The organism is Shimia sp. FJ5 (genome assembly GCF_032918335.1).
Classification (GTDB): Bacteria; Pseudomonadota; Alphaproteobacteria; order Rhodobacterales; family Rhodobacteraceae; genus Shimia; species Shimia aestuarii_A.
This window is the reverse complement of sequence record NZ_JAWJUV010000001.1, coordinates 186,997-205,609: the sequence shown is the minus strand read 5'-3', so window position 1 is coordinate 205,609 and position 18,613 is coordinate 186,997. Positions and strand designations below refer to the sequence as shown.

The following is an 18,613-nucleotide window of genomic DNA, read 5'->3' as shown; positions in this document are numbered from 1 at the left end:
GCAAGGGTTCTCGAAATCGCTTCGCCGCCCTACAAATCCGGTGCCGCCGCCAGCAATTTTCGCGTGTAGTCGGTCTTTGGCGCGGCAAACACCTCCTGCGCCTCGCCAGCCTCGACCACATCACCCGCCTTCATCACGATGATCTTGTGGCTCATCGCCCGCACCACGTGCAAATCATGGCTGATGAAAAGGTACGCCAGCCCGTATTTGCGCTGCAAATCCCGTAGCAGGTCCACGATCTGAACCTGCACCGTCATATCGAGCGCCGAAGTCGGCTCGTCCAAGACCACGAGCTTCGGGCGCAGGATCATCGCCCGCGCAATCGCGATCCGTTGCCGCTGACCGCCGGAAAACTCGTGCGGATAGCGGTCCATCGCCGCCGGGTCGAGCCCGACCTCCTCCATCACCTCGGCCACAAGCTCCCGCTCGCTGCGCCCCGCATCATGGCCATGCACGCCCAATCCCTCGGCGATGATCTGTTCGCAGGTCATCCGCGGGCTCAGGCTCCCGAACGGGTCTTGAAACACAATCTGCATATCCTTGCGCAGATTGCGCAGTTCCTTGGTGTTCCACTGGCGGATATCCTGCCCGTCGAACCGCATGCCCCCTTCCGACCCGATAAGCCGCATGAGCGCGAGCGCGAGCGTCGTCTTGCCCGACCCGGATTCCCCCACGATGCCAAGCGTCTCGCCCGCCCGCACGGAAATCGTCGCATCGTTGACGGCCTTCACATGGCCTACCGTGCGCCGGAAGAACCCCTTTAGGATCGGGAACCAGACCCGCAGGTTCTCCGTCTCCGCCATCATCGGGGCCTCTTCGGCGACAGGGTCCGGCGCGCCCACGGCCCGCGCCGAAAGAAGCTTTTTCGTATAGGCATGCTGCGGGTTGGCGAAGATCTCTTTCACCGGCCCCGCCTCGACGATCTCACCGTCCTTCATCACGCAAACCTTGTCGGCGATCCGCTGCACAATCCCAAGGTCATGGGTGATGAACAAAAGCCCCATTTCCTCGGTCTCTTTCAACTCCGCCAGAAGTTCGAGAATCTGCGCCTGAATGGTCACGTCGAGCGCGGTTGTCGGCTCGTCCGCGATGAGGATGTCGGGCTTGTTGGCAAGCGCCATCGCGATCATGACCCGCTGCCGCTGTCCGCCCGAGAGCTGGTGCGGATAAGCCCCAAGGCGGCTTTCGGCATCGCGAATCCCGACCCGCTCGAGCAACTCAAGGATACGTCCCCGCGCCTTGTCGCCCGATAGCCCCTGATGCAATGCAAGGCTCTCGGCGAGCTGCTTTTCCAACGTGTGCAACGGGTTGAGAGAGGTCATCGGCTCCTGAAAAATGAACGAGATATCATTCCCGCGCACCTTGCGCAGCCGTCTCTCCGGCGCGCCGATCATTTCCTGACCGTCATATGTGATGGAGCCCTGCACCTCCGCACTCGGCCCGAGGAGTGACACGGTCGACAGCGCCGTGACCGACTTGCCCGACCCGCTCTCGCCCACAAGCGCCACCGTCTCGCCGCGATCGACGCTGAAGGACACGCCCTTGACCGCCTCAACGCTTTGCCCGTCCTGTCGGAACGCCACGCGCAGGTTCTTGACCTCAAGGATACTCATAGACCGATGACTCCGTTTAGCACGAAGATGCCCCAAACCGTGCCCCCCGCAACGATCGCCAGACCGAGCCAGCCAAACACCTGCCGCCGCATCCGCGCGGCGACCGCATAAACCGCCGAAACCAGCGTCGGCGCAAGAAGCGCCGCCTCCGACCCCGTCATCCCAGACCGCACCGCCTCAATCCCGGCCCACGCAAGGATCATCAGCGACATCACCATCGCCGTCCCCGCAAGGCCATTGATCTGGCACTGGGCTTTGCTCTCACAGACAGGCGCGCTCATGAAAAGGTCTTCCTCGGATCGAACGCATCCCGCACGCCTTCAAAGATAAAGACCAGAAGCGAGAGCATGATGGCAAAGGTGAAAAACGCAGTGAAGGCAAGCCACGGCGCCTGAAGGTTCTGCTTCGCCTGAAGCGTCAATTCCCCAAGGCTCGGCGCTGTCGACGGCAGGCCAAAGCCAAGGAAATCCAAGCCCGCCAAAGTCGAAATCGTCCCCGTGACGATAAACGGCAACATCGTCACCGTCGCCACCATCGCATTGGGGAGCATATGGCGGAACATGATGACCCGGTTGGAAACACCCAACGCCTTCGCCGCGCGCACATACTCAAGGTTCCTTGCCCGCAGGAACTCGGCCCGGACAACCCCGACAAGCGCGGTCCATCCGAACAACACCGTGAGCAAGACAAGGAGCCAGAAACTCCGCCCCAGAATGGCGAACAGGATGATGATGACATAAAGGCTCGGCGTCGAAGACCATATCTCGATCACGCGCTGGAAAATAAGGTCGATCCAGCCGCCGAAATAGCCCTGTATCGCGCCTGCAATAATCCCAATCACGCTCGCCAGCGTGGTCACAACAAGCGTGAACAGGATCGAAAGACGGAAGCCATAAATCACCCGCGCCACCACGTCGCGCTTGCGGTCATCCGTCCCAAGCCAGTTATGGCTGCTCGGCGGCAAGGGTGCCGCGCCGGGCTGATTGACGGGCGTATCATAGGAATAGGGGATCGGCGGCCAGAGCGCCCAGCCCTTCTCGAACCCGTCTTCGGCATAGGTGCCCGCCGCGACCTCTTCGACAATCGCCTCCGGCTCGTCGAAACAGAATTCGACACCCCCCGTCGCGATCAGACACTGCACAACCGGGTCTTTGTAATCCGCTTCCGTTTTGAAATCGCCGCCAAACGCCGTCTCCGGATAGAACTTTGCCACCGGCGCATAAATCTCGCCCCGGTAGGAGACGAGGATCGGTTTGTCATTGGCCAGAAGCTCGGCAAAAAGCGAGACGAAAAACGCGATTGAGAAAATGATAAGCGACCAATACGCTCGCCGGTTGCGCTTGAAATTCCGCCAGCGCCGCTGGTTCAGAGGAGACAATGCCATCAGCCTTCTCTCTTCTCGAAATCAATCCGCGGATCGACAAGCACATACATCATGTCCGACAGAATCCCGACCACGAGGCCGATCAGGCCAAAGATGAACAATGTGCCGAAAATGACCGGGTAATCCCGCGCCACCGCCGCCTCAAAGCCAAGCCGCCCCAACCCATCGAGCGAAAAGATCGTCTCGATGATGAGCGAGCCGCCAAAGAACACCCCGATGAACACCGCCGGAAACCCCGCGATCACGATGAGCATCGCATTGCGGAACACGTGCCCATATAGGACACGCCCCTCGCTCAACCCCTTGGCCCGCGCGGTCATCACGTAATGCTTCTTGATCTCGTCGAGGAACGAATTCTTGGTCAAAAGCGTCAGCGTCGCAAAGGCCGAGATCGTCGAGGCCGCCACCGGAAGCGCGATATGCCAGGCATAGTCCGCGATCTTGCCAAAGAAACTGAGCGTCTCGAAATCGTCCGAGGTCAGCCCCCGCAGCGGGAATATCTTCCAGTATGACCCGCCCGCGAACAGCACCAACAACAGGATCGCGAACAGGAATCCCGGGATCGCATAGGCCACGATGATCGCCCCCGAGGTCCATGTATCAAAGGGCGACCCATCCTTGACCGCCTTGCGAATACCGAGCGGGATCGACACCAGATAGGCAATGAGCGTCGACCAGAGGCCAAGGGTGATCGACACCGGCATCTTCTCGAGAACAAGGTCAATCACGCTGATCTTGCGGAAATAGCTCTCCCCGAAATCAAGCCGCATGTAATTGCCAAGCATGGTGAAAAACCGCTCAAGCGGTGGCTTGTCGAACCCAAACTCCTTCTCCAGCTCGGCGATGAATTCCGGCGGCAAGCCCTGCGCACCCGCATATTTGCTGCCGCCTCCGCCGCCGCCGGTAAATTCTTCGGTCTCAAGGGTAGTCGCATCCTGCCCGCCGCCCGCAAAGCCTTCGAACACGTCGCCCTGCCCTTGGATTTGGGCGATGACCTGTTCGACCGGCCCGCCCGGAACGAATTGCACAAGGGTGAAGTTGATGATCATGATCCCAAGAAGCGTCGGGATGATGAGCAGCAACCGTCGGAGAATATAGGCGCCCATGCGGCCGTTACCTCAATGCGCCGGCGGCTTTGAGCTCTGCCGCCTTATCCGCGTTGAACCACCAGAAATCCAGAACCCCAAGCGCATAGCGCGGCAGCGGTTCGGGATACTCATACTGATCGAAATACGCGACCCAACTGCTGTCATTATACCAGACCGGGATCATGAACCGCTCCCAGCGCAGCACCCGGTCCAGTGCCATAAGCGCCACATCGCGGTCCTCGCTGGTTTCCGTCTCGAGCGAGATATTGATGATCTTGTCGACAAGCGGGCTGGCAAGCCCCGCCGGGTTGAAAAGGCTGAACGCCGCCTCGTCCGATCCATAGCGCTGCATGAGGCCCGTGCCGGTATCAAGGAACGCCACATAGCTATCGTAGATGAGGTCATAATCCCGGTCCCGCTCGCGTAGCGTATATTGCGCCGGATCGACCTTCTCCATCTCCGCCGCGATCCCCATCTTTTGCAGGTTCGAGACAAAAACCTCCACAAACGCGCCAAGCGTCGCCGAGGACGAAGACGGGATCGGGAAGTTGATCGTCAGCAAATCGCCCTCCGCATTGCGCCGCATCCCGTCATCGCCGACGGCCCAACCCGCCCCATCCAAGAGCTTCATCGCGGTGCGCAGGTTGCGCCGGTCAATCTCGCGCGCGGGGCTCGAGCTATGCGCCATCACCGCCGGTTCGTTGAGGATTTCCTCCGGAACAAGGTCGCCAAGGCTCTCGAGCAACGCCCGCTCCTTGCCTTCCGGCACGCCCTTGGCCTCGGTCGGCGCGCCCTGCACGAAGGAATGGCGCTGTTTGAAAAGGCCATATTGCAGCGATTCATTGGTCCATTCGAAATTATAGGCAAGCGAGATCGCCTCGCGCACGTCCCGATCCTGAAGCGTCTCGCGCCCGAGGTTGAAGATGATGCCGGTCGGGGTCGGCGGGGTGCCATCCGGCAACTCCTCCTTCACGACCCAGCCCTTCGCGATCCCCGGAAATTCGTACCCGGTCGCCCATTGCTTGGAATTGCCTTCGCTGCGGAACGTGTATTCGCCTGCCTTGAACGCCTCGAACGCCGCCGAGTCATCGGCGAAATACTCGATGCGGATACGGTCGAAATTGTGCCGCCCCTGATTGATCGGCAGGTCCGCGCCCCAATAGTCCGGGTTGCGCTTATAGACGATGCGGCGATTGATGTCGTAGCTCTCGATCATATAGGGGCCGGAGCCGGGCGAGACTTCCATCCGCGGCTCGTCCAGCCGCGCGCCGCTCTCCTCGTACCACGCCTTGGACCAGACCGGCACACCGCCCACTTGATCGATAAGGCTGCGCCGCGAAATCCCCTCCGCAAAGGTGAACTTCACCGTGTGATCGTCCAAGGCCTCGGCGCTCAACACCCGCTTCTTCACCGCCTGCGCATAGGACGGCAAGCCCTGTTCCAAAAGAAGATTATGGCTAAACACCACATCATGCGCCGTCACCGGCGTGCCGTCCGCAAACCGCGCCTCGGGGCGCATATGGAAAATGACCCAGGTCTTGCCCTCGTCATACTCAAGGCTTTCGGCCAATAGCCCGTAGGATTCGCCATAAGCATCCGCCGGCGCGCCGCCACCCGAGGCCGGCATCTCTCCCAGAAGGCTTTCATACATCATCCAGCTATAACGCCCCGCGCGGCCCTTGCGGCTATAGGGGTTGAGCGAATCAAACGTCCCCGGCGCCCAGAGCGAAATTTCTCCGCCCTTGGGCGCGTCCGGATTCACATAGTCGAAATGCGGGTAGTCCGCCGGATAGGTCAGGTCGCCGAAATAGGAATAGCCATGGCTGCGGATGATCCCATCCTCCTCCTGGCTTCTGACCTGCCCCGCCGCGATCATCACGCCAAGTGCCGCCGCCCCGGCAACAAGCCATCGCCCAAGAAGGGCGGGCATCGGTCTCTGGGCTACTGCGGCACGCGATCGGGACATGGCTCTTCCTCTGACTGTCGGATGATCTGGATCATTCTCGTTGCCGGTCAAGCTAATGGTCAGGCGCCCCCCTGTTCAAGGCAGGAATGGCTCAACACCCCGTGAAATAGCGCGAAACGCTGTCCCGTCTTCCTCTTGCCCGAAAAATCCCGGGGTGAATTGGGCCAAAGGCCCAAGAGGGGCTGGCCCCTCCCTCCGACCGCCACAAAGAAAAAGGGCCGCTGCATCGCTGCAACGGCCCCCAAATTCTGGCTCTCGCGCCCGATCAGTCGTCGAGGCTGTCGAGATAGGCGATGAGGTTCGCGCGATCCTTGGCTTTGCCAAGACCGTTGAAGGACATCGCAGTGCCCGGCGCAAAGGATTTCGGCTTCTCGAGGAAGTGGTCGAGGTTCTCCGGCGTCCACACATCGGCCACGGCCACGAGGCTGCCCGAATAGCCAAAGCCATCAACCGACCCCACGGCGCGATTCACAACACCAAAGAGGTGCGGACCAGTGCCGTTTTCGCCGTCTTCAACCTTGTGGCAGGCGCGGCATTTGCCGAACACCTTGGCGCCCTTGCCCACATCAGCAGAGGCCAGCAGTTCTTCGAGCGTCGGCTCGGCTTCTGCCGCTTCGTTGCCGCCTTCATCTGCGCCTTCGACCTCGATCACATAGGCTTGCTCGGCGTGATCGCCGTGGCCACCGGCACCTGTGTGATACAGAACCTCTGCACCCCATTTGCCGAGAAGGAAGATAAGCAGAGCGCCGCAAAATGCGCCCAGCGTCTTGGTCATTGTCATCGTGTCAAACATGCTACGGTTCCGTTTCGTGGCGTTTGCCGGGTATCTATCCGCTTCCCTGCCTCGAACGCAAGGTGTAGTTAGCGCGACCAATGGGTCAAATTGCCCAAGAAGCAGGAAAATTTACCAATGACGAACCGCATCGCTTTCCAGGGGGAACCCGGCGCCTATTCGCATCAGGCCTGTCACGAGGCCCGCCCCGACATGGAGGCCCTGCCCTGCGACACCTTCGAAGAAGTGATCGACGCGGTGCGCTCGGGCGCAGCCGATCTTGCCATGCTGCCCATTGAAAACACGACCTATGGCCGTGTCGCCGACATCCATCGCCTGCTCCCCGAAAGCGGGCTGCATATCGTGGACGAGGCCTTTGTACGCGTGCGCATCGCGCTGATGGGCCTGCCCGGCGTGCCGCTTGACGAGATCGAAACCGTGCGCGCCCACCTTGTCCTCCTGCCGCAATCCGCAGGCTTCCTGCAACGCCACGCCATCAAGGGCACCGCCGCCGCCGATAGCGCGGGCGCGGCGCGTGAGCTCGTCGCCTCAGGCATCCGCTCGCAAGGCGTGCTTGCCTCAGAACTCGCCGCCGACATCTACGGTCTCGACGTGCTCGCCTCCGATATCGAGGACCACGGCCACAACACGACCCGCTTTGTCATCATGTCGCGCGAACCCGACCATAGCCGCCGCGGCGAAATCGCGATGATGACCACCTTCGTCTTCGAGGTCCGCAACATCCCCGCCGCCCTCTACAAGGCGATGGGCGGTTTCGCGACCAACGGTGTCAACATGACCAAGCTCGAAAGCTATATGGTCGACGGCAACTTTACCGCGACCCGCTTCTATGCCGATATCGAGGGCCATCCCGACGATCCGCCCGTGCGCCGCGCGCTCGAGGAGTTGGACTATTTCACCAACTCCCTCAACATCCTCGGCGTCTACCCGGCGGCCGCGCCCCGGCACCTCGACTAGGCGCGCAACGCGCCCTGCGCGCACTCTGTGAAATAGGTCTCGCCGTGACGTTGCACGGCGAGCGCCGTCGCCGCCAAGGCGCCAACGCCAAAGAACTCTCCCGCCTCTTCGAGAATCATGATGACGCCCCGAAGAAACTCGGCCTCTTCGGGCAAGGCGATACAGAGCATATCAAGCCCGATCCCACCCCCGACCAAGAGAGCAAAGGCCCAGAACACCGCAAGGAGAATCCCGCCATCCCCTGCCCGTCTGCGCCCAAGGCTCCAGACCAGAAGCAGCACGAAAATGGCCCCGGCAAGCGCCCAGGCTAGGATTTCTCCACTGTCCTGCGCCCGCACGAACGGCAAGGCTCCAAGGTCGAAGGACCGCACGAGAAACGCGCCAAACCTCTCATGATATTGCAGGGAATCATCGGCAAGAATGAAGACCATCACCACGCCAAGCACGAAGAGAAGCCGCCCGCGATGCCGCGCATAGGCCGCGAGAAACATCGCCGCACCAAAGAACTCCACCGTGAAGCAGACCGTTTCCCCGAAACTGCCGTCCCGGTCCAATCCGATGACATCGCGAAACCCGCGCACAGCAACAAGATCGTCAGGCGTCTGCGAGAATAGAAAGACCACAAGGTCCGCCCCGGCAAACGCGAGGATCACAAACCCAAGAGCCGCAAAAATGGCCCCTGCAAGGCCCCGCGTGACCGGATCGCCCGCCGCAAGAGCAACGAGCCGCGCCATATCGGCCCGCATCCTCAAATGGCGTTGCCATTGAATTGGCAAAGGCGTCGCAGCACCCCGCTACGCCATCTTCGCGGCGCGATCTTCCATGTCGCGTGCCACGGTCGCGAGGCGCTGCTCGAACCGTTTCATAATGCTGCCCCGAGCAAGCTTGAAAGACTGCAACAAGAGCCGCGCCGAAAGCGTCTGTGGCTTGAGATCCGCCATCAGGCTAAGCCGGGTACGGGTCTTGGAGAGCGCCACAAGCATGAACTCGACCTGAGCATCCATGCCCTGCATCTTGACCGCGAGGGTGATCTGGTTGGGGCGCTCAAACTCGGTGATCTCAATACGCGCCTTGCGCGGTTTGCCACGATACTTGAACGATGCCGTCCAGGTCGCGCCAACGCCCTGCTTTTTGCTGGCATCATCGCGTGAAATTTCGATTCCACGGCGCAAGGCCGACCGTTCATGGCGCTCGAAATCGACAAGCATGTCGAAGACTTTTTCGATCGGTGCCTCGAGATCTTCCTTGGCTTTGAACTTCATCACTCGCCCCTCATGGTCTTCTCAACAGCGCGCGTTTCTTTTCCATGTCCAATAGTCGCTAACCAAGCCTGTCCGCAAGCCAGTTGCGCAGGATAAAATGGGCAATTGCGCCCTTTCGCGCGGGTTTAAGCACCGGATGCTGCCCGGCAAAGGCGGCCATCATCTCTTCGCGACTGACCCAGATCGCGTCCTCGATCTCCGCCGGGTCAATGGTGATCTCCCGGCCCAGCGCCTCACCGCGACATCCAAACATAAGCGACGCCGGAAAGGCCCAAGGCTGGCTCGCAAGGTAGTCGACCGCCCCGACCCGCACGCCCGCTTCTTCAAAGACCTCGCGCCGCACCGCCGCCTCGAGCGTCTCGCCAGGCTCCACGAACCCCGCGAGAAGCGAATACATCCCCTCCGGCCAGCCGGGACTGCGCCCCATCAGAACGCTGTTGCCATGGGTGATGAGCATGATGACAACCGGGTCCGTGCGCGGGAAATGCGAGGCGCTGCAAGACGGGCAATCCCGCTGCCAGCCCGCCATCGACATCGCGCTCTCGGCGCCGCAACGGGCACAGAACCGATGCGAGCGATGCCAGAGGAACAAGGCCCGCGCCGTCGCCGCAAGCTCCGCATCCCGCGCGTCGAGCCGTGTCATCACGCCCCGCAATTCGGCAAAGACCTGCCCCGCCTGCAAATCGGGATGCTGCTGCTCGCTCGGATCGAAGAACCCTTCAAGCGCCGCCTTGTCAAACGCCTCCGGCTCCCAAGCCGAAATATCCGTCGCGAAACAGCCGCCCGTATCCTCGAGGCCAAGGAAAATCGGCTCCGCCCGCGCCGAGCCCAATGCCGGATGATCAAGCGGCAGACGCACGAGCCTGTCGCGTCCCTCCCCCTCGACAAGCGGTTTGCCACGCCAAAGCACGATGGTCCGGCTTGCCTTGTCCTGCCGAAGCGGCCCCAGATCGCCGCGCAAATGCGCCGCCCGGTCAAGCCCCGATCCCCCGAATGTCACCGTTTCGGCATGTCTCATGCGCGTGCTCCCTGCCTGCTGCCAAAGACATGACATGCCTGCCCGCTTTCCTCAACAACCCCCTGAATCTGAACTTCTTTGCAATTGCCCCCTTTCCGCGTCGCAAGTTTCTGCTAGATACAGTGATAGAGTGTTTACGCGCCCCAATTCACACGTATAAGGCGATTTCGTGAGACCGACTTCCCCGCCCGCGCCCGACGCGCCGCACATCCCTCTGACGCTCTTCGCGACGAGCGATGTGCATGGTCATCTCCTGTCCTACGATTACGCGGCCGATCAACCCGCCGAAGCCCCCTCGCTCGCCCGGATTGCCACGCTTCTGACCCTCGAACGCGCGACGACACGCAATTCGCTTTTGTTCGACAATGGCGATTTCCTGCAAGGCACGGCACTTGCCGATCTCTTCGCCGACCACCCCGTCTCCGACGAGCGCCGACACCCCGCCATCGACGCCATGAACGCGCTTGGGGTGGATGCTGCCGCGCTTGGCAACCACGAGTTCAACCTCGATCTCGAAACGCTCGCCTCGGTGCTAGCCACCGCGCAGTTTCCCCTGCTCTCTGCCAATCTGCACCCAACCGAAAGCGCCCCCGACACGCTGCGCGGCCTGTGGCAGCCAAGCATCCTCCTCCCCCGCGACCTGACCGATACGGATGGCGTGACACACCGCCTGACCATCGGTGTTTTCGGCGTCCTGCCGCCGCAGGTCGTGCTCTGGGATCATTCGCGGATTGGCGACGCCCTGACCTCCGAGGACATTATCGACGCCGCCACCCGCGCCATCGCCGACCTGCGCGCCCAAGGTGCAGACCTCGTGATCGGCCTTTGCCATACCGGCATCGACACTGCGCCCGCCCGCCCCGGCATGGAAAACGCAGGCCTTCATATCGCCGCCCTGCCCGGCCTCGACGCGATGATCCTTGGCCATACCCACCTGCGCTTTCCCGCGCCCGACGCGCCGAACCACCCGGCCATCGACGCCACACGCGGCACCCTGCACGGGGTGCCCGCCGTCCTGCCTAACGCCGCAGGCGGCGCGCTTGGTCGTATCGACCTGCGCCTCGCCCAAAGCGACACCGGCTGGCAGGTGGTGGACGCCCAGTCGCGCGCACTCCCAACGCGTGACACGCCCGAAGACCCCGCCCTCCTTGCGCGCCTCGCGCCCGCCCACGAAGACACCCTGACCGCGATCCGTCGCCCCATCGGCACACTCGCGCAGCCGCTGCATAGCTTTTTCGCCCCCCTGCCCGGCTGCGACGCACTGCGCCTCGTGGCCGAGGCTCAGGCCGCCTACCTCGCAACGGTCTTCCAAGACAGCCCCCTCGCCGACCTCCCTCTGATCTCCGCCGTCGCGCCGCAAAAGGCCGGAGGGCGTGGCGGGCCAGGGCATTTCACCAATGTCGCCGCCGGTCCCGTCGCCATGAGCCACGTGACCGACCTACAGTATTTCCCCAACGATCTCGCCGTCCTGCGCCTGACCGGCGCCGAGATCGCGGACTGGCTCGAGATGGCCGCAGGGTTCTTCCACCAGATCACCCCCGGCGATGGCGACCAGCCGCTGACCGACCCGGCTATCCCGGCCTACAACTTCGATACGCTCTACGGCCTCACCTACGAGATCGACCTGACCGCCCCGGCGCGCTTTGCCGCCGATGGATCGCTCGCCGCGCCCGAAAGCCGCCGCATCCGCGCGCTCTGCCTGAATGAGGCGCCGCTCGCGCCCGACGCCGACCTCCTTCTCGCGGTCAACACCTACCGCGCGGGCGGTGGCGGCTATTTTCCCAACGCCACCCCGGCCAAAACGGTCTACGAAGACACCACCAAAATCCGTGATATCGTCGCCCGCCACATTTCCGAAACCGGCGGCGCGCCCGGTCTGTGGCCCGACCCGTGGCGCTTTACCCCGATTTCCGGCGCGGCAGGCGTGCTTGACACCGCGCCCACGGCAGCGACCTATTTCGACGCGATCCCCGGCCTGACCGCCCTCGGCCCGACCGAGACAGGTTTCCTGCGCCTGCGCTATGATTTTCCCGCCTGACGCCCGTCTTGCACTCGCCGCCGACTCCCCCTATATCGGCGCTTGAGGGGTTGGCGCGGGCAAGCGCCTCGCCAACCTGGTCAGGACCGGAAGGTAGCAGCCACAACGAGCCCCGCTTGGGTCGATGTCCAACCTCTCACCTAAGCGTAGTCCCGAAGGGAATGCGCGAAAGCCGATAGGCGGGTTTGCCCCGCAAACCCTGCCGAAAGGCCACGTCGGGTTCTGGCGCAGGCAGGTTCCGACGGCCCGATAGGCGGGTTTGCTTGCAAACCCTGCCGAAAGGGCGCCCATCTAAACACCCGGAGGATACATGACGATTGTAGCACCCTTCCGGGCCGTCGCTGTCTAAGTAGGATAGCCACCGCCCGACCGTTTTGAACCGCATTGCCGCGCCCCGCGCCGCCATGCCGTGACTCATTTCGTATCGGGACCAATCCATTGACTGAATATTCCCTGACCGACCTCGGATGGTCGGCCCCCTTCCGCGCGCAAACCACCGCCGAAGACCTCTCCAACGTGGCCCGGATCACCTCCGTCGCCCGCGACCGCCTCTTTGCCCTCTCGCAAACCGGCCCCCAGACCCTCCTGCCCGCCCCGGACAGGACCACCGCCGCCTATGCGGTGGGCGACTGGGTCGTGACAACACCGGACGGCACGCGCATTGCGCGGACGCTCTCCCGGCAAACCGCGCTCACCCGCCGCGCCGCCGGCACCGGTGCCGAAGCACAGCTCATCGCCGCCAATGTCGATACGCTCGGCATCGTCACCTCCTGCAATGCCGATTTCAACGAGGCGCGTCTCGAACGCTTTCTTGCATTGGCGGCAAGCGCCGGAAGTCTGCCGCTGGTCATCCTGACCAAGGCCGATCTCTGCGACGATCCCCGCGCGTTTGCGCGCCGGGCCGAACGCCTTTCGCCGCTGGTCACGGCCCTCGCCCTCAACGCCACCGATCCGCTCGAGACCGAGATGCTTGCGCCGTGGTGCCGCACCGGGCAAACCCTCGCGCTTGTCGGCTCGTCGGGCGTCGGCAAGTCGACCCTGACCAACGCCCTGACGACCGAGGCCCTTGCCACCCAAGGCATTCGCGAAGACGACGCCAAAGGCCGCCACACGACAACATCGCGCGGCCTCTACCAAACCCGTTTTGGTGGTTGGCTCATCGACACGCCCGGCATGCGCGCCCTGCGCCTGACGGACGCCGCCGAAGGGATCGACGCCGTGTTCGACGATATCGACACGCTGGCCCGATCCTGTCGTTTCTCCGATTGTCGCCACGAGACCGAACCGGGCTGCGCCGTGCAGGACGCCATCGCCTCGGGCGCGCTCTCGGCGGATCGCCTGCACCGCTGGCGGAAACTGCGCCGCGAGGACGCCCACAATAGTGCGACCCTCCACGAGGCCCGCGCCCGCGACAAGGCGTTCGGCAAGATGGTCCGCCGGGTCATGGCCGAGAAACACAATCGCAAAGGCTGAGGCACCCACGTCTCAGCCCGCGCCAAGGGTTTTCCAGAACCCTTGGCCAAGCGATTTCCAAATCATTTCCCCCGCAAGAACACGCTGGGCAACTGCCTTGGCCTGAACTACCCTCTGCGCTGCGCCGCATATCGTGGCGCACGCAAGCCCTCTATGTCCCCGACCGGCGATGACATGACACCGTTCAAAGCCTATGCCCGCCGCCTCTTTCCTACCGCGCTCCAGACCGCCGCTTGCGCCGCAGTCCTGCATACGGCCCTCGTCGCCATCTTCGCCCGCCACATCGGCCTCGAATCCCTCCATATCGCGGCCATAAGTTTCCTGTTCGTGCTGGCCCTCGCCCTGCCCGGCGGCGCTGTTTTGCTTCTGACGGTCTGGGCGCTTCGGCTCGGCCGCACCGCCGCCTTGATCCTCTTCCTGGTGACGATTGAGTCTCTTGCCATCGCGCTCGAGATGTATGGCTTTGACATCGGCCTCGAGGATGTGTCGTGGCAATATGGCTTGATCACCCTGCCCTCTGCTGTCGTCGCATGGCATGGCTCGGTCTATCAGGTCGCGAAACACTCTGGCGCGAAAGGTTAACGAAAACCGCGCTGCCTCATTTCACACGGACGCAATACCGACGTAATACCGACGCGATACAGATACGAATTTTTCACGTTAACCCAATGTGTTAGAGGACCAATCCGCCTGCGCCTCCGTCTCCACCGCGCAAGGCCGCACGGCCCGTAAACGCGCCAGCGCCGCCTCCGGCTCCTCTCCCATCTCAACGAGGAGCCGCATCACCGCCATCCCCGACCGCCCGCACCCGCCAAAGCAATGCACAAGGACGCCGCCGCCCTGCGCCAGAACCGCCCTCGCGCGGCCTGCACTCTCCGGCCAAAGACAGGCCGTCTGCCCCATTGGCGCACCAAAGTCTCGGATCGGCAGGTGAATGCGCCCGATCCCTGCCATGGCAAGGTCATCTGCGAACCCCGCCGCGCCGACACGGCCAAGTTCCGGCGTCTCGGTCATACTCAGGACAAGGCGCGGCCCCCACGCAAGGATCTCTTTGAAATCACTTGCATAATCTCCGAACCGCCCCGGCGCGGGACAGATGCCGATCCGCCCCGATCCGGCCTCTAGCGCCGCGATCGCAAAGCTCATCGCTGCGCCCGCGTGGCGCGTCGCGCTTGGCTGACCCGCATGATCTGTCTCCTCGTTCTAGCCCTATGTTCATAGCGCGAATGCCGCCGTCACACCAAGACCCATGCGGCGTTTCATCCCGTGACAGGCCCGGGCCTGCCCGATACGGTCGCGCGATCATCCGGAGGAGACCCCATGACCCGCATTCTGACCGCGCTCGCCGCCCTTCTGGCTCTCGCGCTGCCCGCCACTGCCGACCCGTTGCAAGTCACCGAGGTCGCGCCCGACACCTACGCCATCGTCGGCCCAAAGGAGCAACGCAACCCGGAAAACCTTGGAAACAATGCCACTTTCGGCCTCGTCGTCACCTCCGAAGGCGCCATCCTCATCGACGCAGGCGGCAGCTACAAAGGCGCCGAGGCCCTGCATGCCGCCATCAAATCCGTCACCGACAAAGAGGTGGTCCACGTTATCAACACCGGGGGTCAGGACCACCGCTGGATCGGCAACAGCTATTGGCAAGATCAAGGCGCCACGATCATCGCTTCCGAGGATGCCATCGCCGATCAGAAGGCCCGCGCCTCGATGCAGCAAACCATGCTCTCGGCGCTCCTGAAGGATGCGTTGGCGGGCACCAAACCCGCCCATGCCAATGTGACGTTTGAGACGGAATACGACCTGACCCTCGGCGGGCGCAGCCTCGAAATCCGCCACCCCGGCGCCGCTCATACCCCCGGCGAAAGCTATGTCTGGCTGCCCGAAAGCGGCGTCATGTTTACCGGCGACCTCGTCTATGTCGAGCGCATCCTCGGCGTGATGGACTTCTCTTCCTCCCGCGAATGGATCGAGAGCTTCGAGGCCATGGCAGACCATGATCCCGAGGTGATCGTCCCCGGCCACGGCCCGGCCACCGATCTTGCCACGGCGACGCGCGATACCTATGACTATCTCGTCAACCTGCGCACCCAGATGGCCGAGCATATCGACAACGGCGGCGACATCCTTGGCGCTGTCGAAGTGGACCAATCCGCCTTCGCATATCTCGAGCAATTCGACCAACTCGCCCGCCGCAATGCCCAGGAAGTGTTTTCTCAGATGGAATGGGAGTGATTTCCCGCTAGGATGACCCCATGAGCGACAAAACCGAAGACGCCGCCGAAACCCGGACCCGCTGGGCCGAAGACCGCACCATCATGGCCAATGAACGCACCTTCTCAGCTTGGATGGGCACTGGGCTCGGCGCGGTAGGTGTCGCCGTTGGTCTCAAGGCGGTGTTCGGCGAGTTTGATCCCACCTGGGCGGCCAAGGCGGTGGCCTCGCTTTTCCTATTGGTGGCTCTTGTGATCTTCTGGTCGGCCCGCCGGCAGGCCTGCCGCACCCTGCGACGCTTACAGGACGAGGACTCCGAACCCATGCCCACCCGCGGCTTTACCCGCCTCGCCACTCTTATGAACCTCGCCACCCTCGGAACAGGTGCCATATTATGGGCGCTCTGAGGTGGACCTTGGCCTCTCCTGACCGTAACCTCTGACTGTTCTGCCGATTCCTGTGCAAAGGCTCTCCATGACCGACACCCCCGAGAAAGGCTATCAGGTTCTCGCCCGCAAATACCGCCCCGAGACCTTCGCCGATCTCGTCGGGCAGGACGCCATGGTGCGCACACTGAAAAACGCCTTCGAGGCCGACCGCATCGCGCAGGCCTTCATCATGACGGGCATCCGCGGCACCGGCAAAACCACGACCGCGCGCATCATCGCCAAGGGGATGAACTGTATCGGCCCCGATGGTGAGGGCGGCCCCACAACCGAGCCTTGCGGGCAATGCGAACACTGCACTGCCATCATGGAAGGCCGCCATGTCGACGTGATGGAGATGGACGCCGCCTCGCGCACGGGTGTTGGTGATATCCGCGAGATCATCGACTCGGTCCACTACCGCGCCGCGTCTGCGCGCTACAAGATTTACATCATCGACGAGGTGCACATGCTCTCGACCTCGGCCTTCAACGCTCTGTTGAAGACGCTCGAGGAACCGCCCGCGCATGTGAAGTTCATCTTCGCCACAACCGAGATTCGCAAGGTGCCAGTGACGGTCCTGTCGCGCTGTCAGCGGTTCGACCTGCGCCGCATCGAGCCCGAGGATCAGATCGCCCTCCTGCGCAAGATCGCGACCGCCGAAAGCGCCGAAATCACGGACGACGCCCTCGCCCTCATCACCCGCGCCGCCGAAGGCTCGGCCCGCGATGCGACCTCGCTTCTCGATCAGGCGATTTCCCACGGCGCGGGCGAGACGACCGCCGATCAGGTGCGCGCCATGCTGGGCCTCGCCGACCGAGGGCGCGTGCTTGATCTCTTCGACATGATCCTGCGCGGCGACACCGCTGCCGCCCTTGGCGAGCTCTCCGGGCAATATGCAGACGGGGCCGATCCCATGGCCGTGCTGCGCGACCTCGCCGAGATCACCCATTGGATCAGCGTTGTGAAGGTGACGCCCGACGCCGCCGACGATCCCACGATAAGCCCCTATGAGCGCACCCGCGGCGCCGAGATGGCCGAGAAACTGCCGATGCGCGTCCTGACCCGCATGTGGCAGATGCTCCTCAAGGCGCTCGAAGAGGTCGCCGCCGCGCCCAACGCCATGATGGCCGCAGAGATGGCCGTGATCCGTCTGACCCACGTCGCTGACCTACCGAGCCCCGAAGACCTCGTGCGCAAGCTTCAGGACATGCCCGTTCCGCCCCCCATGCCGCCGTCCGGTGGCCCGGGCGGTGGTGGCGCCGCGCCCTCCGGCGGCGGCGGTGGCGCGACGGCCTATGGCACGTCGCGGACCTCTGGCGCCTCAGGTGGCCCGGTCACAGCACTGGCACAGGACGCCGAACATGCGCTCGCCCGCTACGCGACCTTCGACCACGTGCTCGAACTGATCCGCGACAACCGCGACGCCAAGCTCCTGATGGATGTCGAAGCCGACCTGCGCCTCGTTTCCTACCGTCCCGGCCGGATCGAGTTTCAACCGACCGACAACGCCCCTTCCGACCTCGCCCAACGTCTCGGCGCGCGGCTGCAGCACTGGACCGGCAACCGCTGGGCCGTCAGCATCGCCAATGCGGGCGGCGGCGAGACCATCGTCGAAAAGCGCAACGCCGCCCAGAACGCCCTAGAACAAGAAGCCCGCGCCCATCCGATGGTGCAGGCCGTCCTGAGCGCCTTTCCAAAGGCCAAGATCACCGACATCAAGACCCGCAAGGAGATCACCGCCCAGGCCGAGGCCGAGGCGCTTCCCGAAGTCGAGGATGAATGGGATCCGTTCGAGGAGGAGTGAGCCCAAAGACTCTGCCCCTAGTCCGCTAGGATATCCTGCGTGCCAAGCACCCTGCCATAGCTCATACCCAGCGATGCCATATAGGCCGCGTGGACCTGATCTGCAGCCACACTGACCTCGCCAAATTGCGTCTCCTTTGCACCGCAAGCATCCGCTGCAACCGTCACAGCATAGCCAAAATCTGCCGCCGCCCGAGCCGTAGCGTCAATGCACATCTGGCTCATCGCCCCACAGATCACCACCTCTTCGATCCCCGCCGCAGACAAACGCGCCTGTAAATCCGTTGCGTGAAAGCTGTTCGGCCGGGCCTTGGTGACCACCGCCTCCCCCGCCTGCGGTGCGACGCTGGGATGAATCTCCGCGCCTACTGTGCCGGGCCGAAAAAACGGCGCCTGCGGGCTGGCTTCATGGCGGATATGCACCACCAAATCGCCTACCTGCCGTGCCCGCGCCAACAACTGTGCGGCATTCTGGGCCACAGTATCCATCTGCGAAACGGGCCACAGACCACCGTCAAAGTAATCGTTCTGAATATCCACAAGGATAAGCGCTGTCTTGGTCATCATTTTGTCCTC

At 63.0% G+C, this 18,613-nt stretch carries 18 protein-coding genes and 1 other RNA gene; 8 read left to right on the top strand and 11 right to left on the bottom strand.

Going from position 1 to position 18,613, the window contains the following annotated elements; genetic code table 11:
• Window positions 1-29: 29 nt before the first annotated feature.
• The 6 genes from R1W01_RS01135 to R1W01_RS01110 all read right to left on the bottom strand — a co-directional run bounded on the left by R1W01_RS01135 (window position 30) and on the right by R1W01_RS01110 (window position 6,844).
• Window positions 30-1,613, bottom strand: a complete 1,584-nt coding sequence (locus tag R1W01_RS01135; RefSeq protein ID WP_297756456.1) for an ABC transporter ATP-binding protein — start codon at window positions 1,611-1,613, stop codon at window positions 30-32.
• The gene (locus R1W01_RS01130) at window positions 1,610-1,894 is read right to left on the bottom strand and encodes a hypothetical protein (RefSeq protein ID WP_317275013.1); all 285 of its coding nucleotides are present in this window, start codon (window positions 1,892-1,894) and stop codon (window positions 1,610-1,612) included. The genes R1W01_RS01135 and R1W01_RS01130 overlap by 4 nt, the downstream gene beginning before the upstream one ends.
• Window positions 1,891-2,997, bottom strand: coding sequence for an ABC transporter permease (locus R1W01_RS01125; RefSeq protein ID WP_297756458.1), 1,107 nt, complete (start codon window positions 2,995-2,997; stop codon window positions 1,891-1,893). Before R1W01_RS01125 ends, R1W01_RS01130 begins: the two co-directional genes overlap by 4 nt.
• A complete protein-coding gene (locus R1W01_RS01120; protein WP_243611343.1) occupies window positions 2,997-4,103 on the bottom strand; it encodes a microcin C ABC transporter permease YejB in 1,107 nt (368 codons plus the stop codon). The genes R1W01_RS01125 and R1W01_RS01120 overlap by 1 nt, the downstream gene beginning before the upstream one ends.
• A 7-nt stretch (window positions 4,104-4,110) precedes the next feature.
• A complete protein-coding gene (locus R1W01_RS01115; protein WP_411028130.1) occupies window positions 4,111-6,051 on the bottom strand; it encodes an extracellular solute-binding protein in 1,941 nt (646 codons plus the stop codon).
• A 265-nt stretch (window positions 6,052-6,316) separates the two neighbouring features.
• Window positions 6,317-6,844, bottom strand: coding sequence for a c-type cytochrome (locus tag R1W01_RS01110; RefSeq protein ID WP_297756459.1), 528 nt, complete (start codon window positions 6,842-6,844; stop codon window positions 6,317-6,319).
• Window positions 6,845-6,961: 117 nt separating this feature from the next.
• On the opposite strand from R1W01_RS01110, the gene R1W01_RS01105 reads away from it, so the two are divergent.
• The gene (locus R1W01_RS01105) at window positions 6,962-7,801 is read left to right on the top strand and encodes a prephenate dehydratase (protein WP_243611345.1); all 840 of its coding nucleotides are present in this window, start codon (window positions 6,962-6,964) and stop codon (window positions 7,799-7,801) included.
• Here the strand turns inward: R1W01_RS01105 and R1W01_RS01100 are convergent.
• The 3 genes from R1W01_RS01100 to nudC are packed head-to-tail and all read right to left on the bottom strand — an operon-like array spanning window position 7,798 to window position 10,081.
• Complete coding sequence (locus tag R1W01_RS01100) at window positions 7,798-8,535, bottom strand: hypothetical protein (RefSeq protein WP_297756460.1); 738 nt, start codon at window positions 8,533-8,535, stop codon at window positions 7,798-7,800. The two genes, R1W01_RS01105 and R1W01_RS01100, sit on opposite strands and share 4 nt — an antisense overlap.
• Window positions 8,536-8,595: 60 nt before the next feature.
• A complete protein-coding gene (locus R1W01_RS01095) occupies window positions 8,596-9,063 on the bottom strand; it encodes an SRPBCC family protein (RefSeq protein WP_297756461.1) in 468 nt (155 codons plus the stop codon).
• Window positions 9,064-9,121: 58 nt separating this feature from the next.
• The gene (nudC, locus tag R1W01_RS01090; protein WP_297756462.1) at window positions 9,122-10,081 is read right to left on the bottom strand and encodes an NAD(+) diphosphatase; all 960 of its coding nucleotides are present in this window, start codon (window positions 10,079-10,081) and stop codon (window positions 9,122-9,124) included.
• Between the two features lie 169 nt (window positions 10,082-10,250).
• Here nudC and R1W01_RS01085 point away from each other — a divergent pair, with 169 nt between their 5' ends.
• From R1W01_RS01085 to R1W01_RS01070, 4 genes are all read left to right on the top strand, one after another.
• Complete coding sequence (locus tag R1W01_RS01085; protein WP_297756463.1) at window positions 10,251-12,119, top strand: bifunctional 2',3'-cyclic-nucleotide 2'-phosphodiesterase/3'-nucleotidase; 1,869 nt, start codon at window positions 10,251-10,253, stop codon at window positions 12,117-12,119.
• Between the two features lie 43 nt (window positions 12,120-12,162).
• An RNA gene (gene ffs, locus R1W01_RS01080) (signal recognition particle sRNA small type) lies at window positions 12,163-12,261 on the top strand.
• 296 nt (window positions 12,262-12,557) lie between these two features.
• On the top strand, window positions 12,558-13,592 hold the full coding sequence (rsgA, locus tag R1W01_RS01075) for a ribosome small subunit-dependent GTPase A (protein WP_297756464.1): 1,035 nt from the start codon (window positions 12,558-12,560) through the stop codon (window positions 13,590-13,592).
• A 42-nt stretch (window positions 13,593-13,634) separates the two neighbouring features.
• Window positions 13,635-14,174 carry a hypothetical protein gene (locus R1W01_RS01070; protein ID WP_297756465.1) on the top strand — a complete coding sequence of 180 codons (540 nt, stop codon included), beginning with the start codon at window positions 13,635-13,637 and terminating at the stop codon, window positions 14,172-14,174.
• A gap of 78 nt (window positions 14,175-14,252) precedes the next feature.
• Here R1W01_RS01070 and R1W01_RS01065 read toward each other — a convergent pair whose 3' ends face one another.
• Window positions 14,253-14,738, bottom strand: coding sequence for a protein phosphatase (locus tag R1W01_RS01065; protein WP_297756466.1), 486 nt, complete (start codon window positions 14,736-14,738; stop codon window positions 14,253-14,255).
• Window positions 14,739-14,912: 174 nt separating this feature from the next.
• Between R1W01_RS01065 and R1W01_RS01060 the strand changes: the two genes are divergently transcribed.
• From R1W01_RS01060 to R1W01_RS01050, 3 genes are all read left to right on the top strand, one after another.
• Entirely contained in the window at window positions 14,913-15,827 is a 915-nt protein-coding gene (locus R1W01_RS01060) for an MBL fold metallo-hydrolase (protein WP_297756467.1), read from the top strand.
• 20 nt (window positions 15,828-15,847) lie between these two features.
• Window positions 15,848-16,213: a YidH family protein gene (locus R1W01_RS01055; RefSeq protein WP_297756468.1), complete on the top strand. Its 366-nt coding sequence runs from the start codon at window positions 15,848-15,850 to the stop codon at window positions 16,211-16,213.
• A gap of 67 nt (window positions 16,214-16,280) precedes the next feature.
• A complete protein-coding gene (locus R1W01_RS01050; protein ID WP_243611355.1) occupies window positions 16,281-18,038 on the top strand; it encodes a DNA polymerase III subunit gamma/tau in 1,758 nt (585 codons plus the stop codon).
• A 17-nt stretch (window positions 18,039-18,055) separates the two neighbouring features.
• Here R1W01_RS01050 and R1W01_RS01045 read toward each other — a convergent pair whose 3' ends face one another.
• Window positions 18,056-18,601, bottom strand: a complete 546-nt coding sequence (locus R1W01_RS01045) for a cysteine hydrolase family protein (RefSeq protein ID WP_243611356.1) — start codon at window positions 18,599-18,601, stop codon at window positions 18,056-18,058.
• Between the last annotated feature and the right edge of the window lie 12 nt (window positions 18,602-18,613).